Below are 20972 nucleotides of genomic sequence, written 5' to 3' on the forward strand. Positions count from 1 at the left end.
TTTTAAGTCTCGGGTGTCTACCAGTTCCACCATCCAGGCAAGTTGGTTGCTTTTAACATACCGGAATAAATTTTGTCAATCTCCAATAAGCGGAACTCAAGGGATTATTCAATTTTCGTATCTTCTATTTTACAACGATAAAGAACTGCTTTCAACAATAGCCAGCATATCTCTTACTGCAAGATCAAGTCCTGAAAAAACAGCTCTGGATATAATAGCGTGGCCTATTGATAGCTCTTCAATAACATCCAGGCCGGCTACATATCCTGCATTCTGGTAATCCAGCCCATGTCCGGCACATACCCTCAGTCCTGCATGGAAAGCCTCCTCTGCCGCTGCAGTGAGAAGAGTGAATTCTTTTTCCCTGTCGACACTGTTTTGTGCGTCGCAATAAGCTCCCGTATGGAGTTCGACAAATGTTGCACCTATTTCTCCGGCAATGGCAATTTGTTGAGGATCTGGATCAATAAAAATGGAAACGGGAATGTCCTTTTTTGCCATTTTTTCAATAACCTTTGCAATCTTTTTCTTTTGAGATAAAAGATCAAGACCTCCTTCCGTTGTCAGTTCCTGGCGATTTTCAGGAACCAGAGTGATCAGGTCAGGTTTGAGGTTGAGGGCGAATTTGATGATATCCTTGTTTGCCCCCATCTCAAGATTGAGTTTGGTTTTAACTGTTTCACGCAACAACCGTACATCCCTGTCTTGAATATGCCTGCGGTCTTCACGAAGGTGAACGACGATTCCTGAGGCCCCGGCAAGTTCACAGATTGCCGCCGCCGCAACCGGGTCCGGTTCATTGATTCCTCGTGCCTGCCTGATGGTTGCAACGTGGTCGACATTGATTGCAAGTTGTGTCATTGAACTTCTCCTGTAATTACATAGTTTGGAAAGTATTTTTTTTTCTTTTGAAAACATTTTTTCTGCCTGACTCCCGGATTTCTCATGATCAAACCCAAGCAGATGAAGAAGACCATGGGTCAGGAGCCAGGCAAAACGATCGTAAATTGGCTGATTATACTTCCTGGCTTCATTGACTGCTGTTTCAAGTGAAATCACTATATCCCCAAGTTCAGAGACAGGCAGACCGGTGAGTGTTTCATCAGTGCCGGACAACAAAGGAAAGGAGAGAACATTTGTTGACTTATCCTGGTGTCGGTAGGTTCTGTTGAGGTCCCTGATTTCCCGGTCATCGACAAGAAGAATGCTCACGGTATGGTTTTCAACTCCGCATTCATTCAAAAGCCAGTTGGAAAGTTTTTTTATTCTGGCAATTGTAACAGGAAAGTTTTTTTTACAATGAATCGTCAGGTCAGTCGGCATGAGGTTGTCGCTCCCGCCTTTCATAGGCTGAGATTATTTTTTGGACAAGAGGGTGCCGTACCACGTCTTCCTTTGAGAATTTGCAGAAAGATATTCCTTTAATATTATTAAGTATTTTATGAGCCTGAAGAAGTCCGGAATTGTCTTTCCCAGGGAGGTCGATCTGGGTGATATCACCTGTAATTACAGCTCTGGAGTCAAATCCTATTCTGGTGAGAAACATTTTCATTTGTTCTCTGGTTGTGTTTTGGGCCTCATCCAGAATAATAAAAGAGTTGCTGAGAGTTCGTCCCCTCATGAAGGCAAGGGGAGCTATTTCTATTACATCTTTTTCTATCAGATCCATACTCCTCTCAGGGCCGAGCATGTCATTGAGAGCGTCGTGGAGAGGCCTGAGGTATGGATTGACTTTCTGAGCCACATCACCAGGAAGAAAACCAAGTTTTTCTCCTGCTTCCACTGCCGGACGGGTGAGTATTATGGATCTGACCTGCTCATTGACCAGTGCGGAGACAGCCATTGCAACGGCAAGATATGTCTTTCCCGTACCAGCAGGACCGATGCCGAAAACGATGTCGTTGTTTCGAATAGCTTCGATGTAGGTTTTCTGATTTTTTGTTTTTGGGGAGATAATACGGTTTTTAGTCGTGATGTAAATCTTGTCCAGAAATATTTTATCCAGTTTTGCTTTCGGGTCTGTTTCGAGAATTTTCAGCCCGAAAGCAAGGTCGGATGAATAAACCGGGTATCCCCTTGAAATAAGGGAATAGAGTTGATCAAGCAGGTCAGTTACCAGTTCAACCTCGTGGGGAAACCCGATTATCTGCAACCCGGTTCCTCTGGCATTGATTGTAACGCCGGAACTTTTTTCCAGGATATGGAGGTTTCTGTTGAGGTCTCCATAGAGTGTTCCTGCGGTTCCATTATCAGGAAAATGAATTTCCCGTCGAATAAATTGCGAATCCATCTATTTTTTATTTCTGAGTTTTTTCAACTCGTCATTAATGATGAGTTGAAATCCGGCAAGACTTCTTCGTGTCGGAGTTCTGCCATTAATAAAAACTGTTGGTGTCCCGGTAACACCCGCTTTCTGGGCGTCAAGAAGATCTTTTTCCAGACGGGCCCTGATCCGGGGAGAGTTCATATCTTTTTCGAACCGTGTCATGTCAAGTTTGAGATCAACGGCGATTTTTCTGATCACATCCATGTTCAGATTATCTGCCGCAAAAAGCTTGTCATGAAACTCCCAGAATTTACCCTGTTCTCTTGCTGCAAGGGCTGCCCGTGCTGCCGGATCGGCACTTTTATGGAATTTCAATGGCATGTTTTTGAACACAATTTTAACTGTTTTCGGATTTTTTTCGAGCACCTGCTCGAGAAGTGGCAGAATCTTGCCACAGTAAGGTCACTCAAAATCAGTGAAAACGGCAATTGTCACCGGTGCATCAGCCGGACCTTCAAATGGTGAATCAGCCGTATCAATGTTGACGACAAACGAGATAGAAACGGCGGTAAAGGTATTCTTCTCATTGTCAATGAGATAAAGCATTTCGCCCTGGGGAGCAATGTCAATGGCCGAAACCCCGCCGCTCACTGGAATAGACCCCTGCAGCTGTCCCTGCCTGTTATAGACCTGAACCTGCTGTTTGTCATTGAGAATAAAGATGTATTTGCCGTCGAGGGAGTGAACCATGTCAAGGGTTCTGTTGTTGGTGGGCCAGCTTTGGACAGCTTTCCATTCAACATGGTCGTTCTGTCCTTCAGATGTCGCCGTGAGAGCGCTGGCACCCGTGGCTGTCATGCAGAAGAAGGCAAGGCCCAGTGCATGGATTTTTGAAATTTTCATGTAAACCTCGGTATTGATGATGAATAGTTAGTGTCTGTCCAGAAACAGATTTTCTCCTGTTTCTTCGCTGGGTGGTGAATTAATATTATAATATCAAATAGATACCAGCAGTATGACTTCTTCTGTGCATCGATGAAAAAGAAAAAATCTCAATTCCGGTTAGACATCAGTTTCAGTTTATTTTCTGTATCTGTGAGCGTTCAATGGTGATGCAGGCCAGTTTTTTTAAACACGTTGCTATGATAAGCTATACTCAGTTGCAGATGAACAATAGCCATTCTTCAGTTTTTTGGCAATATTGTTAACAGGCTCCTAAGCAAAGTTTGAAAGAAACGTCATGAGAAAAAACTGGCAAAGCCAACAAAAAATTGGTAAAAGGATCAGCTTTTAGAGAATTGCTTCATGAAGAAAGTATAATCTTGACGGTTTCACCTGAGTTGATTATTAAAATTCTGATTACCCGTGACAGTCAGCCAGGATGGCCTGAAATGCAGTTAAATAGTTGGGAGCGAGGGTGGCGGAACTGGTAGACGCACCAGACTTAGGATCTGGCGCCTTACGGTGTGGGGGTTCGACTCCCCCCTCTCGCACCAGTTAAAAAAAGGATTACAGCTTTAGCTGTAATCCTTTTTTTGTTTTTTCATTTTCTTATCCATCTGTCAATCCCAGATAAGCTGAGATAAGGGCCGGATCTTTTTCGGCTTCTGCTGCAGATCCCTGCCAGACGTCCTGACCTGATTCCAGAACACAGACGTGATCGGCAATTTTCAGGGCCTTGCTGGTATTTTGTTCCACCAGAAGGATTGTGACGCCCTGATCTTTCAGAAAGGAAATGGCCCTGTAGCAGAGATCAATAATTTTGGGCATTAGTCCCAGTGAGAGCTCATCGATAATCAGGAGTTCAGGTTCAGCCATGAGTGCCCTGCCAATGGCAAGCATCTGTTGTTCACCGCCTGACAAGGAAGAGGCTCTCTGTTCTTTTCTTTCCTTTAATCGGGGGAAGAGTTCAAAAACTTTATCCCGGTTGAAGGGTAATCGTTTTTTGGGTAGAGAAAAACAACCCATTGCCAGGTTGTCATTGACAGTCATGTCCGAAAAAAGTCGTCGGCCTTCCGGAGCAAGAGCAATGCCGATACGGACGCGTTGCTGGACAGATATATGGGTTATATCCTGACTTTTGAAAAAGACCGAACCGGCTTTAATGCGAACATGACCGGCAATGGCCATGATGGTAGAGCTTTTTCCTGCACCATTGGGACCGATCAGGGCAAAGATACTCCCTTTGGCAATATGGAACGATAAATTGTCGATAACTGTCAGGTTGCCGTATCCGCAACTCATATTTTCAAGAGAGAGCATTATGTTCTTCTCCAAGGTATGCTTTTCTGACTTTCGGTTCGTTCATGACCGATTCCGGTTCTCCTGAACTGAGCAGGATGCCGTTATCAATAACTGCCAGTGTATTGCAGATACGGATGACTTCTGCCAGGTTATGTTCAATCAGTAAAATTGTCTGGCCAAGTGCATTGAGTTCTTTCAGCTGATCAGCCAGTTCTCTGGCTTCTGTCTGGTTGAGGCCAGCCAGGGGTTCGTCCAGAAGGAGTATGGCGGGGTCAAGCGCCAGTGCCCGGGCAACCTCCAGTCGCTTTAAATAGCCAAGAGGCAGGTTTGTCGGTTTTTCTCCGGCAATTTTGTCAATATTGAGAAGCTTTAGTATTTCAAATGCCTTTTCTTCTTCTTGTTTTCTTGTTCTGCTGAAAATGGAACGCATCGGATTTTTGGTTTTTTCGTAACCTGCGACAAGCACAACATTTTCCAGAACCGTCATAGAAGTGAAAGGATGGACTATTTGCTGGGAAAGGCCTATGCCTGCGCGGATACGATCGTGGCCGGCAAGATGGTCAAGACATTTTTCCTTTAGAAAAACAGATCCTTCAATTGGTTTCACTGTCCCGGTTATCACGCGCATAAGCGTTGTCTTTCCGGCTCCGTTCGGTCCGATCAGACCCATGAAATCATCGCTGTTGGTCTGGATACAGATGTCTTTCAGGGCAGTGATTCCACCGAACTGAACGGTTATATTATCTACCCGAAGCATCTGTTTTTCTCCTTCCTGTTCTACTGAAAATTCGGTTGGCCATACCACTTATTCCGTCGGGACTGAAAAGCATGATTGTACAGAGAAGGCCTCCATATACCAGTAACTTGTAATCATCAATAAACTGAAACCACATTGGAAAAATGGAGAGAATCGCGGCGGCAACAGTAACTCCCCAGACGGAACCTGTACCTCCGATGACAACCATGGACAGTACTGTTATCGATTCAACGAAACCAAAACTCTCCGGATCGATAAAGCGGACGTTGTGGGCGTACAGAACTCCGGAGAGACCAGCAAAACAGGTGCCCAGGCCGAAAGCAATAAGCTTGTAACGGGAGCAGTCGATGCCGACAAGGCCCGCGGTATCTTCATCATCTGCAATGGCGTCAAAGGCAAAGCCCATCCAGGAACGTTTGAGGTAGAGGCTGAAAAGGGCAAGGCCAAAGGCCAGAGAGAGGACAAAAAGCATATAACCGATTTTTCCTAATCCGGGATCAGGGATCATGGCGATACCCATCTCTCCACCAAGAAAGTCCTGTTTCCTGACGATACCGAGAAAAAGAAAAACGACGCCCATGGTGGTTATGGCCAGGAAATCATCCCGGACACGCAGGCTGGCAAAACCGACAATGATGCCTAGAATTCCGGCAACAAACATACCCGCGGGAAGGGCTACCCAGAAGGATATACCCGCGCCTGTCAAAAGGGCGGAAGTGTATGCTCCTGTTCCTATAAACGCACCATGTCCGAGACTTATCTGGCCACAGAACCCCACAATAAGGTTCAGGCTGAGAGCTCCAATGATGGCTATTCCCATGATGGTCAGCAGGCTGATTTCGTATTCCATTTTTTTTACCTCCCAGCAAACAGGCCGGTGGGTTTCACCATCAGTACCAGGATCAGAAGGGCGAAGGCAATAGAATCCCGGTCCATGATATTTCCGAGATAAATAGTTCCGAACGCCTCGGCAACACCAATGACCAGTGCGGCAATCAGGGTGCCCCTGACATTCCCCAGACCGCCGAGAACGATAATGGCAAGTGCCTTGTAACTGGGGACACTGCCCATGGTGGGTTCTACAAGGTTATTGATCAGGGCAACCATTGCTCCTGCTCCCGCGGCCATTGCCGAGCCGATAAAAAAGTTGAGATATCGAACATTTTTAACATCAACACCAAAACTTTGAGCCATACCCGGATCGGTAACTGTTGCCCGCCAGGCCATGCCGATACGACTGTATCGGGTGAAAAGAGCCAGGGCGGAAATGAGAAAGGCGGTCAGCAGAATGGCAACTATTTCGCATTGCCTTAAATAGGTACCTCCAATATTAAATGTATCCTGGAGGGGAGCATTTATAAAAGTGAGCCCGTATGGACCGAAAATGATACGATATATCTCCTCCATGGCAATAAAAAGGCCGATGGAGGCGATAAGAGCGACAAAAGGTGGTTTATCCAGTATCGGCTGGTAGATCAGCCTGTAAATCACCATGCCGATCAGGCCGACCCCAACCATGGACATACAGATGGCCAGTGGGAAACTTCCTGTAAAATTAGTCAGGTACAGAGCCAGATAGCCACCCAGTGTATAGAGTCCTGCATGGGCAACATGGAGAATTCTCAAAAGGCCGTATACCAGGGTCAGGCCGATTGCAATCAGAGCATATATACCACCCTGGATCAATCCCTGGATAAGGAGGTCAAGAAAAAGCATGGAATAATTTTGATTTAAGGGTATCTGATCACAGGCAATTCAGTATGTACCCCAATGGGCCATCAATACCTGAAGGGCATAAATGGCCGATCCATCTGGTTCGGCCATGTTTTACCTGGAAGTGGACACACCAGGTCGTAAATTACCTGGTCGGTGGTGCAAGCAGTTCTGCGTCGCTGATAACGGCAAAATGTCTGAACTGTCCATCTTTGACAATCTGCACCTGAACGTCTTTGATGACTTCGCCAAGATCGTTAAAGGAAATTGTCCCCGTTGAGGCAGCAAGTTTTGTTCCGGCAATACTGTCTCTGACCTTTTGTCTGTCCGTGCTGCCTGCATGTTGAATTGCTGCTGCGGCTACTTTTACAGCGGTATGACCGGATGCTGCAACCATATCGGTCTTGTGATTAAACATCTTTTCATATTCCCGTATGAAATCACTTGTTTCTTTAGATGAAGAATCACGATCCAGGGACGTTGTTATTATGACACCTTCCGAGGCAGCACCGGCTATTTTGATAAACGTCTGGGTATCAAATCCTTCCTGGCCGATAATTGTGGCCTTGATACCTGCGGATCGTAGTTGCGTTACCAGGGGACCGGCCGTGAAATAGTATCCGGTTGCATAGATTATATCTGGTTTATCAGCTTTGACCCGTGCGACAATAGGGCCGAATTGCCGATCTTTTATGGAGTAGGGGTATTCGTTGACGATTGTGATACCGTAGTCTGTGGCTTTTTCCCGAAATCCGGCCACAAGTGATTTGCCGAAATCGTTATTCAAGGTAATCAGTACAACCCGTTTTTTCTTCAGGATATCTCCTGCCAGCTTTGCGCCGGCTCTGCCCTGAACCTCACCGACAAAAGATGTCCGAAATACAAAATTTCCAGCCCTTGTTATATCAGGATGGATTGCGTAAGCCGCAATGTAGGGTACACCGGCAGACTGGTAAATTCCGGCTGCTGCACGGGTAGCCCCGGAATAACTGCAGGAAACACCAACTGTTACCTTGTCTTTTTCAATGAGTTTGGTGGCAATCGGTACGGATTGCTTGGGGCTTGCCTGGTCATCATAGACAACCAGTTCCACCTTTTTGCCAAGAATTCCACCCGAACTGTTGATCTGTTCCGCAGCCAGTTTTGCACCATTGAGAGCGGATTTACCGTCTGATGCCGCAAATCCTGTCAGGGGCACATTTACACCGATTTTGATTGTTTCAGCCGCAGTTGCGGTCACAGCGAAAGACGAGGCCAGCGTGAAAAGCATTATATTTTTCCATATTGATTTTACACCCATATTTTCACCCCTTATAGCAGAATTAAATCTGAATCCCATCGCAGGCGGAGTGCCGTTGATGGACCAACAGCAAAACCATTCAAGTAGAAAAATTCAGAGAGAGTTATAAGGTTGTATATACAATTGACACCAAGATATCAAGAGATAGTTTAAAGCTTTTGCCGGCAGAAAGGAGATAAGTAATGCAATTACATGTGGTTATAATATGTCTGCCGGGAGGGTGGTTTTAAGGAATGCGGTGGATGGTATAGCCTATATCCCCGGGTTTCTGCCGATTATTCATTGACTATTTTGAAAGCAGGATTACTGTAGAGCGCTATTGCGTTGACAGAGAGCGATTAATATTTTAAAGGTCATCGTAATTAATCGAGGGCAGCCTGGTTTTTCACGGTTTTTTAGCTTACACATGTAGGCTGTACAGACAAAAGAGGTGGTGAAAATTTGTGGCAGGTGAACAGGTGTCGCTAAAATCCAATTAAAACAAAATGTTGTTTGATGTGTAGTTAATTGAAGGTCATCAACAGGATCAGTCTTATATATTATGGTCATTTTCAGAAACCTGTTTTTCTTACAAGCGATCTGAAGTCAAGGCTTGGTTTTTTTGCAATTTTATTTTTTTGAAACAAGGTGTGAATTTTTTTATGTTGATGGAATTTGCACCTGTGAGATGTATTTCATTCCAAATGTCTGTAGTGCCGGGCAATGGAGTGCTGGCGCATTGCATTCCCGGCAAAGCTCATGGGCAGCCCTGTTTGGAATGGTATATTAACTAAACGAAAGGATGGTACTCAATGGAAGTCAATGTTGAAGAAGTCAGTGAGCTGACCAGGAAAATAACGGTAACATTGCCGGTGGAAGATGTAAAACCCTTGCTGGATGCAGAGTATGACAAGTTGAAAAGTGAAGTGAAAATGAAAGGGTTTCGCCGGGGAAAAGTCCCCCGATCAATTATTGTAAAACAATATAAACCCCAGGTTGAAGGGGAAACCGGTGAAAAGCTGGTTCAGGAAAATTACTTTATTGCCATTGAAAAAGAAGGGATTGATCCTGTCGTCCATCCTGATATCAAAAGTGCAAAATTCAATGATGACGGCAGTTTTACCTTTGTCGCCGACGTCGATATTCGGCCTGAATTTGAACTGGGGCAATATAAAGGTCTGGAAGTTGAGAAAGTCGATGTGCTGGTGACCGATGAGGAAGTGCAGCTCGAGCTTGAAGAGATGCAGAAAAATATGGCCGCACTCAGGTCTGTCAGTGACAGGGCGGTCCAGGAAGGTGATGTGGTCATTGTTGATTTCCAGGGATATGAAAATGGGGAACCCATGGCCCAGGTTAAAAATGATGACTATTCCGTTGATGTCGGTTCCGGCAATATGGGAAAGGAATTTGAAGAAAAACTGATAGGAATGAAAAAAGATGAGGAGGCCACTCACGAGGTGGATTTCCCTCCGTCCCATCCCAATCCTGTTCTGAAAGGGAAGAAGGTGGAATTCCGTATCAAAGTAAAAGATATCAAGGAACGTGTTCTCTCTGATCTTGATGATGAGTTTGCAAAAGATGCAGGTGAGGAATTCAAGACGCTTGATGAACTGAAAAATTCTATTCTTGAGAGACGGACAAAAGAACGTGAGGAGCGGGCCGAGGGTACCTTGACCGACAGGATTATGCAGAAGTTGCTCGAGGCCCATGAATTTGAAGTACCCAAGCGTTTGGTCGCCTTCGAGATTGAGCAGATGATCAAACAGACAGAGCAACAGCTTGAACAGAGCGGTTTGAGTCTTGAGTCGGCTGGTCTCAGCAGGGAAAAACTTGCCGAACAGAATGAGGAGATGGCGGTAAAACGGGTTCGTGGGGATTTTATTTTAAAGAAAATCGCTGAAGTCGAAGAGATCAAGGTTTCAGATGAAGACCTTGAACGTGGTTTCAAACGAATTGGTGACCAGTATAATATGCCGGTAGCCAAGGTTAAGGAATATTTTCAAAGCAGGGACGACCTCCTCCCGTTTATGAATGAGCTGCTGAATGAAAAGATTTTGACTTTCCTAAGGGAAGAAGCAGTACTGATCGAGCCTGTGGAAAAAGAACCGGAAACAGTTGTTGAAAAGGATGAAGAGGAATAAAGCCTGCCTTTCTTGCTTCTGAAATGAAAAGCCTTATAATAATGTAACTGATTTCAGGAGTGATATTTCTTCGGTTTGAAAACGTATCAATCGACTGCATCGGATGTTTTGTCCGATGCAGTCGCGTAGTTTTGACGTTGGTCAGGATCTGGAGGGGGGGCTATTGGTAATCCTCTCGGTTTAAGGCTTTTTCTTCGTAGTTTGGATTTTCACAACCTTACATCAAGGGGTATAAAAGGTTGAACTTTTCAGTCCGGGTGTGCAGGGTTGTTAAATCGATGTAGTTTTACATTCAGTGGAAGAATTGAAATTACAATAAAAATCATTATGAATTTATAATAAGACCTGAATTCGTCAGCGGATGGACCGAAGGGAGGCGAGCGTTTTTTAGCAGATTTGATTGTGATTTATATGATTGTATTTCAAAATCTTATCAAGAAAAATATCACAAGACCGTCACCGATTCAGGTAAGATCCTTTTTGAAGAGAGTGGAGCGAATGTAATGAATCTTGTACCTATGGTTGTTGAGCAAAGTCCCCGGGGAGAGCGCGCGTATGATATATATTCCCGTCTTCTTAAAGAAAGGATTATTTTTCTCGGTGGGGGGGTAACAGATGATGTGTCGAATGTTATCGTTGCCCAGTTACTCTTCCTTGAAGCAGAGGATCCTGAAAAAGATGTGACATTTTATATTAATTCTCCTGGTGGTTCCGTGACTGCGGGGATGGCGATCTATGATACAATGCAATATATCAAATGTGACATTGCAACCCTCTGCATGGGGCAGGCTGCTTCCATGGGTGCTCTCCTTCTGGCTGCGGGAACTGAAGGAAAACGTTATTCACTGCCTAATGCGAGAATTATGATTCATCAACCGATGGGAGGTTTTCAGGGTCAGGCAACGGATATTGATATACATGCCAGGGAAATTTTGCGGATGAGGGAAGATCTCAACACTATTCTGGCCCGTCACAGTAAACGAACCGTTGAAGAAGTAAGCTTGGATACCGAGCGGGATAATTTTATGGGACCGTTGGATGCAAAGGAATATGGTATCATTGATAAAGTGCTTACAAACCGTGAAGAGATAGCTGAGGAAAAATAGGTATGGATGGTATTGATGGTCGGGGACCGGACTGTAACTGTTCATTTTGCGGGAAAAAGCAGGATGAGGTTGAAAAACTTATTGCCGGGCCGGATGTTTTCATCTGTGATGAGTGCATTCAACTCTGTAATGAAATAGTGGTCGATCAGGCAGATGACAACGATACAGCGGGTGAGAAAAATACACCGGCAGCTGCATTGAAACCACGAGAGATAAATGCACATCTTGATGATTACGTGATCGGTCAGTCCCATGCGAAAAAGGTTCTGTCGGTGGCTGTTCATAATCACTATAAAAGAATAGATGCGCCTGTTGATGATGATTCCGTTGAACTGCAAAAATCAAATATTATTCTGATTGGTCCCACCGGTTCCGGTAAAACCCTTGTCGCTCAAACCCTGGCAAGGATACTGAATGTACCTTTCTGCATGGCGGATGCCACTACTCTTACAGAGGCGGGATATGTGGGAGATGATGTGGAAAATATTCTCGTCAATCTGCTTCAGGCTGCTGATTACGATGTGGATATGGCTCAGAGGGGTATTATTTATATTGACGAAATAGATAAAATTGCCAGAAAATCGGACAGTCCTTCGCTCACCCGGGATGTCTCGGGGGAGGGGGTTCAACAGGCTCTTCTGAAAATCATTGAAGGTACCATGGCGTCAATTCCACCGAAAGGCGGCAGGAAGCATCCCCAGCAGGAACTGGTTCAGATAGATACCACAAATATTCTTTTTATCTGTGGTGGAGCTTTTGTCGGACTTGACAGCGTGGTCAGAAGAAGGCAGGGGAAAAAATCTATAGGTTTCGGGGCAAAAGTGCTGGATGACGGCAAGAAAAAACTTGGAGAACTTCTTGCGTCTGTTCAACCTGAAGATTTATTGAAATTTGGACTTATTCCAGAGCTTGTCGGGAGGCTGCCGGTCATAGCCTCCATGGAAGAGCTGGAGGAGGAAGATCTGATCCGCATTCTCAAGGAACCCAAAAATGCCCTTGTCAAACAATATGGTAAATTATTCGAGTTTGACGATATTACTCTTCGTTTCACCGAAGGTGCCCTTGTGGCCATTGCCAGAAAGGCAATGAAGAGGAAATCAGGGGCACGGGGGTTACGGTCGGTTATGGAAGAGGCGATGCTGGATGTTATGTATGATCTGCCTTCCAGAGAAAATGTTCAGGAATGTGTTATTAATGAACAGGTCATAACCAAAGGCGAATATCCAGTCATACTGTATCGTAATGAAGAGGCGGAACAGTTGAAGACAGGTTGAACATGAATCCTGCGATTGCCGGTGATACTGATGAATTCAGCAAGATGAAAGGTCACTGCTCACAACTGTCACTTATTTGAACAGACCATCTGTTCTTTTAGTTCCTCCATGTGGGCGGGCGTCGAGGTTAGCGAGTGCCTGTCCAGAAATGAGGTTTTTTGTTCGAGATCAAGGCGCACGAGAAATTTTACCGCTGACATATAATGGATATCGGAGTCTACGCTTACCTCCGAGGATACAATTTTTCGGACAACGCAGATATTGAGCAAAAAGACCATTTATAGACAGGCACTAGCGAAGATTCCGAAAATAGGGGTGTCTGTGAGCAGTTACGATGAAATAAAAGAAGGAAAGCAGTGAAAGAGGAAGGTTGTGAAATATCAAAAGGAGATCCAGTGACAAAACTTTACCCATTAATGCCACTGCGGGATATTGTTATTTTCCCCCACATGGTTGCACCTCTGGTGGTCGGAAGAAAACCATCCATCCAGGCCCTTGAAGATGCAATGGAAAAGAAAACGGATATCCTGCTGGTAACCCAGAAAGATTCTACGGTGGATGAACCGTTAACAGAAGATTTGTACAGTGTCGGCACCCTGGCTACCATAATGCAGCTGCTTCGACTGCCGGATGGTACGATTAAAGCCCTGGTGGAAGGGAAGGCAAGGGCAAAAATAGTTTCTTTTGTCCCCCATGATCATTTTCTGCAGGCCGAAGTGGAAGAAAATATAGACGACTTTGAAGAATCCAGGGAGCTTATAGTTTATGAACGTGAGCTGCGTAAATTTTTTGAGAAATATGCTGCTGTTGATAAGAAAATTGCCAAAGAAGTCCTTAGCTCACTGGAGCTGATTGAGAATCCATTCAAGCTTCTCAATATTATCTGTTCTCATCTGCCCCTGAAGAGTGATGAAAAACAGCAGATTCTGGAGACAGAACCTCTCACGAAACGTATGGATAAGGTGCTGGAGATTATCAATCGTGAAATTGAACTTGCAGAACTGGAGAAACGCATCAATGCAAAAGTAAAGATGCGGATGGGGAAAACACAGCGGGATTACTACCTTGGTGAAAAGGTACGGGAAATTCAGAGCCAGATGGCTCAGAACAGTGACGGTCTGGATGAACTTGGTGAGCTGGAAGAGGCTATCAAGAAAAAGAAAATGCCGGCACTTGCCAGGGAAAAAGCTCTGAAAGAACTGAAAAAATTGAAAAATATGCCACCGATGTCAGCAGAGACGACGGTGGTGAGAAATTATATTGACTGTATTGTAAGCCTGCCCTGGAATAAGAAATCCAAATCAAAAATTGATATCAACAGGGCGGAAAAAATACTTGATGAAGATCATTACGGCCTGGTCAAACCGAAGGAACGTATTCTTGAATATCTGGCAGTGCAGGCTCAGGTGAAAAAAATAAAGGGGCCGATACTTTGTCTTGTGGGCCCTCCAGGTGTTGGCAAGACATCTGTGTGCAAGTCCATTGCCAGGGCGATGGGAAGGAAATTCGCCCGATTGTCCCTGGGAGGTGTCAGGGATGAGGCTGAAATCCGTGGACACAGGCGCACCTACATTGGGGCAATGCCCGGAAAAATTATTCAGTCAATGCAGAAGGTTAATGTGGCTAACCCGGTGTTCTGTCTGGATGAGGTCGATAAAATGTCCATGGATTTCAGGGGAGATCCGTCGTCTGCCCTGCTTGAAGTGCTCGATCCTGAACAGAATGTTGCCTTTAATGATCATTATCTGGATATTGATTATGATCTTTCCGAAATATTTTTTATAACTACCGCCAACAATCTTCATGGGATTCCGGTCCCTCTGCAGGACAGGATGGAGATTATTCAGCTCAGCGGATATACAGAAGAGGATAAACTCAAGATTGCGGAAGGTTTTTTGATCCCCAAACAACTTGAAGAAAACGGATTCAAACCAGGGGATATTCAGCTGACTGGCGGTGCTATTCTTGAAATAATTCGCAGATATACAAAAGAGGCCGGTGTCAGAAACCTGGAGAGAATCATTGCTTCACTCTGCCGCAAGGTTGCCAGGGATAGATTGAAAAAAAATCTGAAAAACAAAAAATACAGGATCAGCGTTCAATCTGTTTTAAAATACCTGGGAACTCCAAAATACAGATACGGACGAGCCGAGGAGAATGATGAGATAGGCCTCACCACCGGACTTGCCTGGACCGAAGTGGGCGGAGAGTTGTTGCAGATAGAGGCGACGCTGATGGCCGGTTCAGGAAAATTAACAATTACAGGGAAACTGGGTGATGTCATGCAGGAATCGGCCCAGGCCGCACTCAGCTATGTACGATCCAGAGCTTCTGTTCTGGGGCTTGAAGAGGATTTCTATCAGAAACTCGATATTCATATCCATGTCCCTGAGGGAGCCATACCCAAGGATGGTCCTTCTGCTGGAATTACGATTGCCACCACACTTGTTTCCGCTCTGATCAAGGTGCCGGTGAAACATGAATTGGCAATGACTGGAGAAATTACCTTGCGAGGCCGGGTTCTTCCCATCGGAGGATTGACTGAAAAACTGCTGGCGGCCAAAAGAGGTAATATTACCCAGGTTCTCATTCCTAAGGAAAATGAACGTGATTTGAATGATGTGCCTGTGAAGATAAGGAAATCTCTGAATATAACTGTTGTTGATCATATGGATGAGGTCCTGGAGAATGCTCTTGTCTCGACTGAAGGCAAGCCATCTTTTAGACTTGAACCTGCGAGCAATTCAGGTCCGGGGGCAATCAAATAATAGAGTCGTTGGCCCTGGGAGTTATTGCATTTTTTCTTGATATCACTATGGAATACAGGCAGTCAGGTTGAAAATTAATTATTTTATAACAATCTGATATCTCACCAAAAAACTTTATAAAGAGTTATCTCACCTCTGCTTGACAATTTTGCTTGACGTAGCAGGGGGAAGTTGGTAAATAATCCCTCACGTTTGATTGACGGGCGGCTAGCTCAGTTGGGAGAGCATCGGCCTTACAAGCCGAGGGTCACAGGTTCAAGCCCTGTGCCGCCCACCACAATCAAATGAAGGTTTTTCGTAATTACTCACAGGTACCCCAGCTTTTCACGGTCTCTTTTGTCCGCATAGGTAGGCTATAGCGAACAAAAGAGTCTGCAAAAATCTGCGGCACCTGTGAGCAATTACAGTTCAGAGGTAATAAAATCATATAATTGTTACCCCGGTGAGTAATTACTCCTAAAGTTTTTTCATTTCCCCGTCGATACGAAGAGTAACAAAATCTTTTTTACAGACAAAACGATGCAGGGACGCATCGTGCAGTCAGCATGGAGGCTAACGGAAATGATTGAAAACACCCTTACCGTCAAATCGACACCACTTGAAAATTACAGACAGAAGCAGCTTGACGCAGTGACAGTATCACTGCAGGAACAAAAGATCAGCCGGGAAAAAAGTTTCTTTGAAAACGACCGGATGACTCTTTCATTCAGCAGCGAATCAATTATCACTTATGACAGTTCCATGTCTCTCAAGGGAACACAAAGTGATATGTATAACGTTCTAAAGGAGTTGGTACTCAATATTTTCAAAAACCAGAATGTCGGATACAGGATCACTGCTGATACCCAGGAAATCGATATTGAAGAGCTCTCCAGTCAGGAAGCGGCAGAGCTTGTGGCAGATGACGGTTATTTTGGAGTTGAACAAACCTCGGATCGTATTGTAGACTTTGCGACAGGAATCGCCGGCAACGATCCGGCAAGACTTGACACAATCAAACAGGGGGTGGAAAAGGGATTTCAGGAAGCGCTTGACGCGTTTGGAGGATGGCTCCCTGAGATATCTTATGACACCTACGATGCCGTCTTTAAAAAACTTGATGACTGGGCAGAAGGAAATGGCAGTCATTCAATGAAAACCTAGGTGATGTTATGAGCGTTGAATTTTTTGGCGTTGGCGGACCGGGGCAGATTGGAAATCTTAAAAAGAGTACAAAAACCCCGGCAACAACTCAGGAGAAGGATTCAGGAGACAAGGTCCAGTTTTCTTCAGTACTGCAGGATGTCCATAAAGCCCAAAGCAGTGGAAAAACAACCGATACTGAAAGAATGGACCGTATTGCCGAAATCAAGGCCCAGGTGGCAAACGGATCATACGAACCTGACCTGAACAAGGTTTCGGCCTCACTCCTTGAATTTCTGGTTGAGCGGCAATAAAACCTTACAACTGTTAAATCCTGCGTGAGCAGTTACACGGAAGGTAATCAAAATGAGCGGTGATACAACAAGAGAATATCTTATTCGTCTGCGAGATGTCATACTCGAAGAACGTGAATTTGCCAAAGCTCTTGACATGGAGGGGATGTCCCGCGCCATGGCGGAGAAAGAGGAACTTATTCAGGTACTTGCTCATGTCCGTGTCATTGATGAAAGGGACAGACCCATTGCGGATGAGATCCGTGCGGAAAATCGTAGAAACGCCTTTCTCTTTAAATCAACTTTAGGCTGGATCAGGGACACCATGGAGTTTTTTGGTCAAAAAACTGTCACATCCACCTATTCATCCAATGCCAATGCCATTGCTTCACAGGTAAACGGCAGACTTCTCTCGGGAAAAATCTGATATGGCCGGTCTTTTCAACGCACTCAATGCCGCAAGAACTTCGCTGGAAGTCAACCAGAAATCCATAGAAATCATTGGAAACAATATCTCCAATGTCAATACCGAAGGATACTCCAGACAGCAGGCCGTCCTTGAAACTTATCCGGCAATGAATTTTGGTGATTTCTTCATCGGCCAGGGTGTAAAAATCTCCGATGTTAAAAGGCAGCATGATGTTTTCATTGATCAGCAGATCAAAGAGAAAGCTGTCAATCTCGGCCTTGAAGACGCAGCCACACGGCCACTTTCCGAACTGGACCGGGTTTTCAATATTACAAAGGATAATATTTCAACAGATATAGACACATTCTTTGATTCCCTCCAGGAACTCTCTGCAAATCCTGCCGATCTTGTGCAGCGAAACAATGTCATTCTCCAGGGGCAGGTTTTATCCACAAGTTTCAACAATACCGTCAATGAGCTTAACGCCATCAAAGAAAACATAAATGATACCATCCTCTCCAAACTCGATTCAGTCAATTCCCAAATACAGGAAATTGCCGATCTCAATGACAGAATATATTCAATAGAAATCCACGGTCAGACTGCCAACAGTGCCCGTGATCAGCGTGATATGGTGGCAAAGTCTCTTGCCCAGACTCTTGGAGCACAGTCTTATGAAGACCCGAAGGGTATGCTTTCTGTACAGCTTCCCGGCGGTCTGCCACTTGTCCAGGGAACCATGCCCATGTCCATCAGCGCTGACACCTCCGGATCTCTTCTCACACTGCAGCTTCATGCGGGTGGTGTTGTGAGGGATCTTACTTCGAACAACATGGGGGGAGAATTCAAGGGGCTTGTGGATATCAGGGACAGATTTATTCCAGAGCTCAACGCAGACCTCGATAAACTTGCCTATGAATTGAGCACTCAGGTTAATCTTCAACATCAGGCCGGGGGAGGACTCGACTCCAGCACAGGCAATCTGTTTTTTTCTGTCCCGCCAAATTACGTTGCATCTCCCCCCGGCCCGCCCCCCACCGGTGCAGAATACAGAGATGCGGCAAGAGAAATGAAGGTTGTGCTTACCGACCCAAAAAAAATTGCAGCCGGAACAGCACCCGACCCCGGCCCTCCTCCCGGCACCGTATCCCCGGGGGATAATCGGAACGCTTTAATACTTTCCAATATTGCCGATAATTACCTTATAGACGGAACTGATAATTTCAATTCACTGTACGGGAAAATAGCTGCCAAGGTCGGTGTAGAAAGCAACCAGAACAAACTTTCCCTCAAAGGTGCTCAGGATGCACTTGTTCAACTTGAAAATTTTCGGGACGGCCTCCAGGGGGTCTCCCTTGAGGAGGAAATGATAAGTCTTATTCAATTCCAGAGAGGATTTGAATCTTCTGCAAAATTCCTCACCACGGTTGATGAAATGATGAACACCATAATGGGAATCAAACGATAGGGGACAAATATGAAAGTTACTGACCAGTCCACATTTCGGTTGATGCAGACAAATCTTGACAGAATCACCAATGACCTTCTCAGCCTGCGGAACCAGGGAGCCACCGGTCTCAAACTCAACAAACCATCCGATGATCCCGGCGCAATCCGTCCGGTCCTGACGACCCGGACCCAGTTGCAGCAGAACGAAAGATATCTTGAAACCATGGGCCATGCCGGTGACACCATGGCGGCAACCGACGGCCATCTGAATCATGTGGAAAATATCATGGTCAGGGTCAAGGAAATAGCAATAAATGCTGTGAACAGCGCCATGAGTGAATCAGACCTGGCGACATTCGGAGATGAAATTGCCGAGCTTAGAAATGAGCTGCTTGATTCCGCCAATGCAGTCGTTGACGGGAAATATATTTTTGCCGGTTTTAACGAAAAAACAAAACCATTTACGGAAAATCCCGCCTATGATCCTGCGCTGTACGATGTCAACGATGTGACGACCTGGCCTTATCTCTATCACGGAGATTACAACAATACCAGTCTCGAAATCACCCCCGGTGAATTCATGGATGTCAACCTTACCGGTAATGAATTGTTCATGGGCATCACCAATGAAATTGCGGCAGCAGGATACACAGATCCATACCGGGGTGAACGCCAGACATCCACAGCCATAGGCCCCGGAACACCAGGAAACGACATCACCATAACCGCCGGCACAAATCCACCTGTAACAATCTCAGGGGGGACCGATCTGACGGATCCTGCCGGTGAAAACAATTACGCGGCAAAGGTTGCAGCCCTCTTCAGTCAATCAGGAACCGGTCTTGTGGGCACTGTCAATGCAGCAACCAAAGACCTTGGGAATCTCGCCCTGACAGATTTCGTTGATACGGAAGATACGTACAGTTTAGATATCACTTCCGGAGGAAACACAATTTCCGTTACCCTCGATGGCCCTTCAGGGAACTATGATTATACACTAAGTGGTTTAGCGTCCGCACTTGCCAATACGACAGGGGCCACTGATCTCACATCCACCAGCGGAACTCTTGCAAATGGCGTAAGTTACGATATCTCGAGCGGAAATCTTGTTCTTACAGGTCCTGCCGATGGCTCGGAAATAGAGCTTGATGAAACCATTACCGATGGCGTTGTCACCGGAACTATTCCATCAGGGGGTATTTCAGGGGGAGACCAGACCATCTACGGTACAATTAATATTGAAACAAATTCGCCCACCGATGTAACCATCTCCGGTTCCGGGCTTGCCGACGTCGGACTGACAGCCGACACCCTGAATGGATCTTCAGGACGGATAGATCTTTTTACTGTGCTGACGCGCACTGAAGAGGCCATCCGTGCCGGCAATGTGGATGATATCAATGGACCTGGCGGCTCTATCCAGGCGCAGATAAATAACCTGGAAATTGCTGCCGATCAGAACCGCGGCCTGAGGAGCACTCTTGGTGCCAAGGCAAAACGGGTTGATTCCGCCAAACTCCACCAGGAAGACGCAAAAATAGATCTGAAACAGATCCTCTCCAGATACCAGGATGCAGACATGATTGAGATCTATAACGATATTATCCAGCAGGAAACGGCATTCAAATCGGCTCTCAATATTACGGCAAGGGTTTCAGACATTTCCATTCTTGATTATTTCAGGTAGGTTAGTATCTCAGTTTTTTTAACACGTGTAATTCATTAACGATTTGACATCCTGAGATAATCAACATACTATGAGCTGAGTCAGGTGGTTTTGGCTTTCTGGACTGCCCTTTTTGCGTAAGTTTTGAGACGATCTTTTAACAGGCCCTTACACTTTTCTCAGGCTGATACCTTGTGGAGTCTAACACATGCTGGTCCTTACCAGAAAAACCGGTGAAGGCATACTCATCGGAGACGATATTATTCTTAAAGTTATTGAATGTAAGAGCGGAGCCGTGCGAATTGGTATTGATGCTCCCCGAAATAAAAATATTTATCGGCAGGAAGTATATGATCGCATAGTTGAAGAGAACAGGAATGCCGCCCAGTGGGATATTGCCGATCTCGACATACTTGTTGATATTTCCAGCGGAAGAAAAGAAAAATGAGAAAAATACAGACACGATTCGGAGAAGTTGAATACGA

At 45.4% G+C, this 20972-nt stretch carries 19 protein-coding genes and 2 tRNA genes; 12 read left to right on the forward strand and 9 right to left on the reverse strand.

Annotation, left to right across the window (positions count from 1 at the left end; all coding sequences use genetic code 11):
* Nucleotides 1-129 precede the first annotated feature (129 nt).
* The 4 genes from ACXLDX_RS14145 to ACXLDX_RS14160 are packed head-to-tail and all read right to left on the reverse strand — an operon-like array spanning nt 130 to nt 3169.
* A complete protein-coding gene (locus ACXLDX_RS14145) occupies nt 130-1323 on the reverse strand; it encodes a pyridoxine 5'-phosphate synthase (RefSeq protein ID WP_457577834.1) in 1194 nt (397 codons plus the stop codon).
* Complete coding sequence (locus ACXLDX_RS14150; RefSeq protein ID WP_457577835.1) at nt 1313-2290, reverse strand: PhoH family protein; 978 nt, start codon at nt 2288-2290, stop codon at nt 1313-1315. Before ACXLDX_RS14150 ends, ACXLDX_RS14145 begins: the two co-directional genes overlap by 11 nt.
* A complete protein-coding gene (locus ACXLDX_RS14155) occupies nt 2291-2692 on the reverse strand; it encodes a DsbA family protein (protein WP_457577836.1) in 402 nt (133 codons plus the stop codon).
* A 36-nt stretch (nt 2693-2728) separates the two neighbouring features.
* Entirely contained in the window at nt 2729-3169 is a 441-nt protein-coding gene (locus ACXLDX_RS14160) for a YncE family protein (protein ID WP_457577837.1), read from the reverse strand.
* Between the two features lie 508 nt (nt 3170-3677).
* Here ACXLDX_RS14160 and ACXLDX_RS14165 point away from each other — a divergent pair.
* Nucleotides 3678-3762 (forward strand) — tRNA-Leu (locus ACXLDX_RS14165).
* A 55-nt stretch (nt 3763-3817) separates the two neighbouring features.
* On the opposite strand, the gene ACXLDX_RS14170 is transcribed toward ACXLDX_RS14165, so the two are convergent.
* From ACXLDX_RS14170 to ACXLDX_RS14190, 5 genes are all read right to left on the reverse strand, one after another.
* Nucleotides 3818-4543: an ABC transporter ATP-binding protein gene (locus tag ACXLDX_RS14170; protein WP_457577838.1), complete on the reverse strand. Its 726-nt coding sequence runs from the start codon at nt 4541-4543 to the stop codon at nt 3818-3820.
* Nucleotides 4515-5267: an ABC transporter ATP-binding protein gene (locus ACXLDX_RS14175; protein ID WP_457577839.1), complete on the reverse strand. Its 753-nt coding sequence runs from the start codon at nt 5265-5267 to the stop codon at nt 4515-4517. The genes ACXLDX_RS14170 and ACXLDX_RS14175 overlap by 29 nt, the downstream gene beginning before the upstream one ends.
* Nucleotides 5251-6117, reverse strand: a complete 867-nt coding sequence (locus tag ACXLDX_RS14180; RefSeq protein ID WP_457577840.1) for a branched-chain amino acid ABC transporter permease — start codon at nt 6115-6117, stop codon at nt 5251-5253. The genes ACXLDX_RS14175 and ACXLDX_RS14180 overlap by 17 nt, the downstream gene beginning before the upstream one ends.
* Before the next feature lie 5 nt (nt 6118-6122).
* Nucleotides 6123-6983: a branched-chain amino acid ABC transporter permease gene (locus ACXLDX_RS14185; RefSeq protein ID WP_457577841.1), complete on the reverse strand. Its 861-nt coding sequence runs from the start codon at nt 6981-6983 to the stop codon at nt 6123-6125.
* Between the two features lie 142 nt (nt 6984-7125).
* Nucleotides 7126-8280, reverse strand: coding sequence for an ABC transporter substrate-binding protein (locus ACXLDX_RS14190; protein WP_457577842.1), 1155 nt, complete (start codon nt 8278-8280; stop codon nt 7126-7128).
* Between the two features lie 791 nt (nt 8281-9071).
* Between ACXLDX_RS14190 and tig the strand changes: the two genes are divergently transcribed.
* From tig to csrA, 11 genes are all read left to right on the forward strand, one after another.
* A complete protein-coding gene (tig, locus tag ACXLDX_RS14195; protein ID WP_457577843.1) occupies nt 9072-10400 on the forward strand; it encodes a trigger factor in 1329 nt (442 codons plus the stop codon).
* A gap of 503 nt (nt 10401-10903) precedes the next feature.
* Entirely contained in the window at nt 10904-11506 is a 603-nt protein-coding gene (gene clpP / locus ACXLDX_RS14200) for an ATP-dependent Clp endopeptidase proteolytic subunit ClpP (RefSeq protein WP_457577844.1), read from the forward strand.
* A gap of 2 nt (nt 11507-11508) precedes the next feature.
* Nucleotides 11509-12780 (forward strand): ATP-dependent Clp protease ATP-binding subunit ClpX, encoded by a 1272-nt coding sequence (gene clpX / locus ACXLDX_RS14205; RefSeq protein WP_457577845.1) that lies wholly within the window; start codon nt 11509-11511, stop codon nt 12778-12780.
* A 416-nt stretch (nt 12781-13196) separates the two neighbouring features.
* Nucleotides 13197-15548 (forward strand): endopeptidase La, encoded by a 2352-nt coding sequence (gene lon, locus ACXLDX_RS14210; RefSeq protein ID WP_457577852.1) that lies wholly within the window; start codon nt 13197-13199, stop codon nt 15546-15548.
* A gap of 201 nt (nt 15549-15749) precedes the next feature.
* Nucleotides 15750-15825, forward strand: a tRNA-Val gene (locus ACXLDX_RS14215).
* A gap of 284 nt (nt 15826-16109) precedes the next feature.
* Nucleotides 16110-16691 carry a hypothetical protein gene (locus tag ACXLDX_RS14220; protein ID WP_457577846.1) on the forward strand — a complete coding sequence of 194 codons (582 nt, stop codon included), beginning with the start codon at nt 16110-16112 and terminating at the stop codon, nt 16689-16691.
* Nucleotides 16692-16699: 8 nt separating this feature from the next.
* Nucleotides 16700-16984, forward strand: a complete 285-nt coding sequence (gene flgM, locus ACXLDX_RS14225) for a flagellar biosynthesis anti-sigma factor FlgM (protein ID WP_457577847.1) — start codon at nt 16700-16702, stop codon at nt 16982-16984.
* Nucleotides 16985-17036: 52 nt separating this feature from the next.
* Complete coding sequence (locus tag ACXLDX_RS14230) at nt 17037-17390, forward strand: flagellar protein FlgN (RefSeq protein ID WP_457577848.1); 354 nt, start codon at nt 17037-17039, stop codon at nt 17388-17390.
* Between the two features lies 1 nt (nt 17391).
* On the forward strand, nt 17392-18840 hold the full coding sequence (flgK, locus tag ACXLDX_RS14235; RefSeq protein WP_457577849.1) for a flagellar hook-associated protein FlgK: 1449 nt from the start codon (nt 17392-17394) through the stop codon (nt 18838-18840).
* 9 nt (nt 18841-18849) lie between these two features.
* Nucleotides 18850-20508, forward strand: coding sequence for a flagellar hook-associated protein FlgL (flgL, locus tag ACXLDX_RS14240; protein ID WP_457577850.1), 1659 nt, complete (start codon nt 18850-18852; stop codon nt 20506-20508).
* 187 nt (nt 20509-20695) lie between these two features.
* Nucleotides 20696-20935 carry a carbon storage regulator CsrA gene (gene csrA / locus ACXLDX_RS14245; protein WP_457577851.1) on the forward strand — a complete coding sequence of 80 codons (240 nt, stop codon included), beginning with the start codon at nt 20696-20698 and terminating at the stop codon, nt 20933-20935.
* The last annotated feature ends 37 nt before the right edge of the window (nt 20936-20972 follow it).

Source organism: Desulfomarina sp., assembly GCF_054039375.1.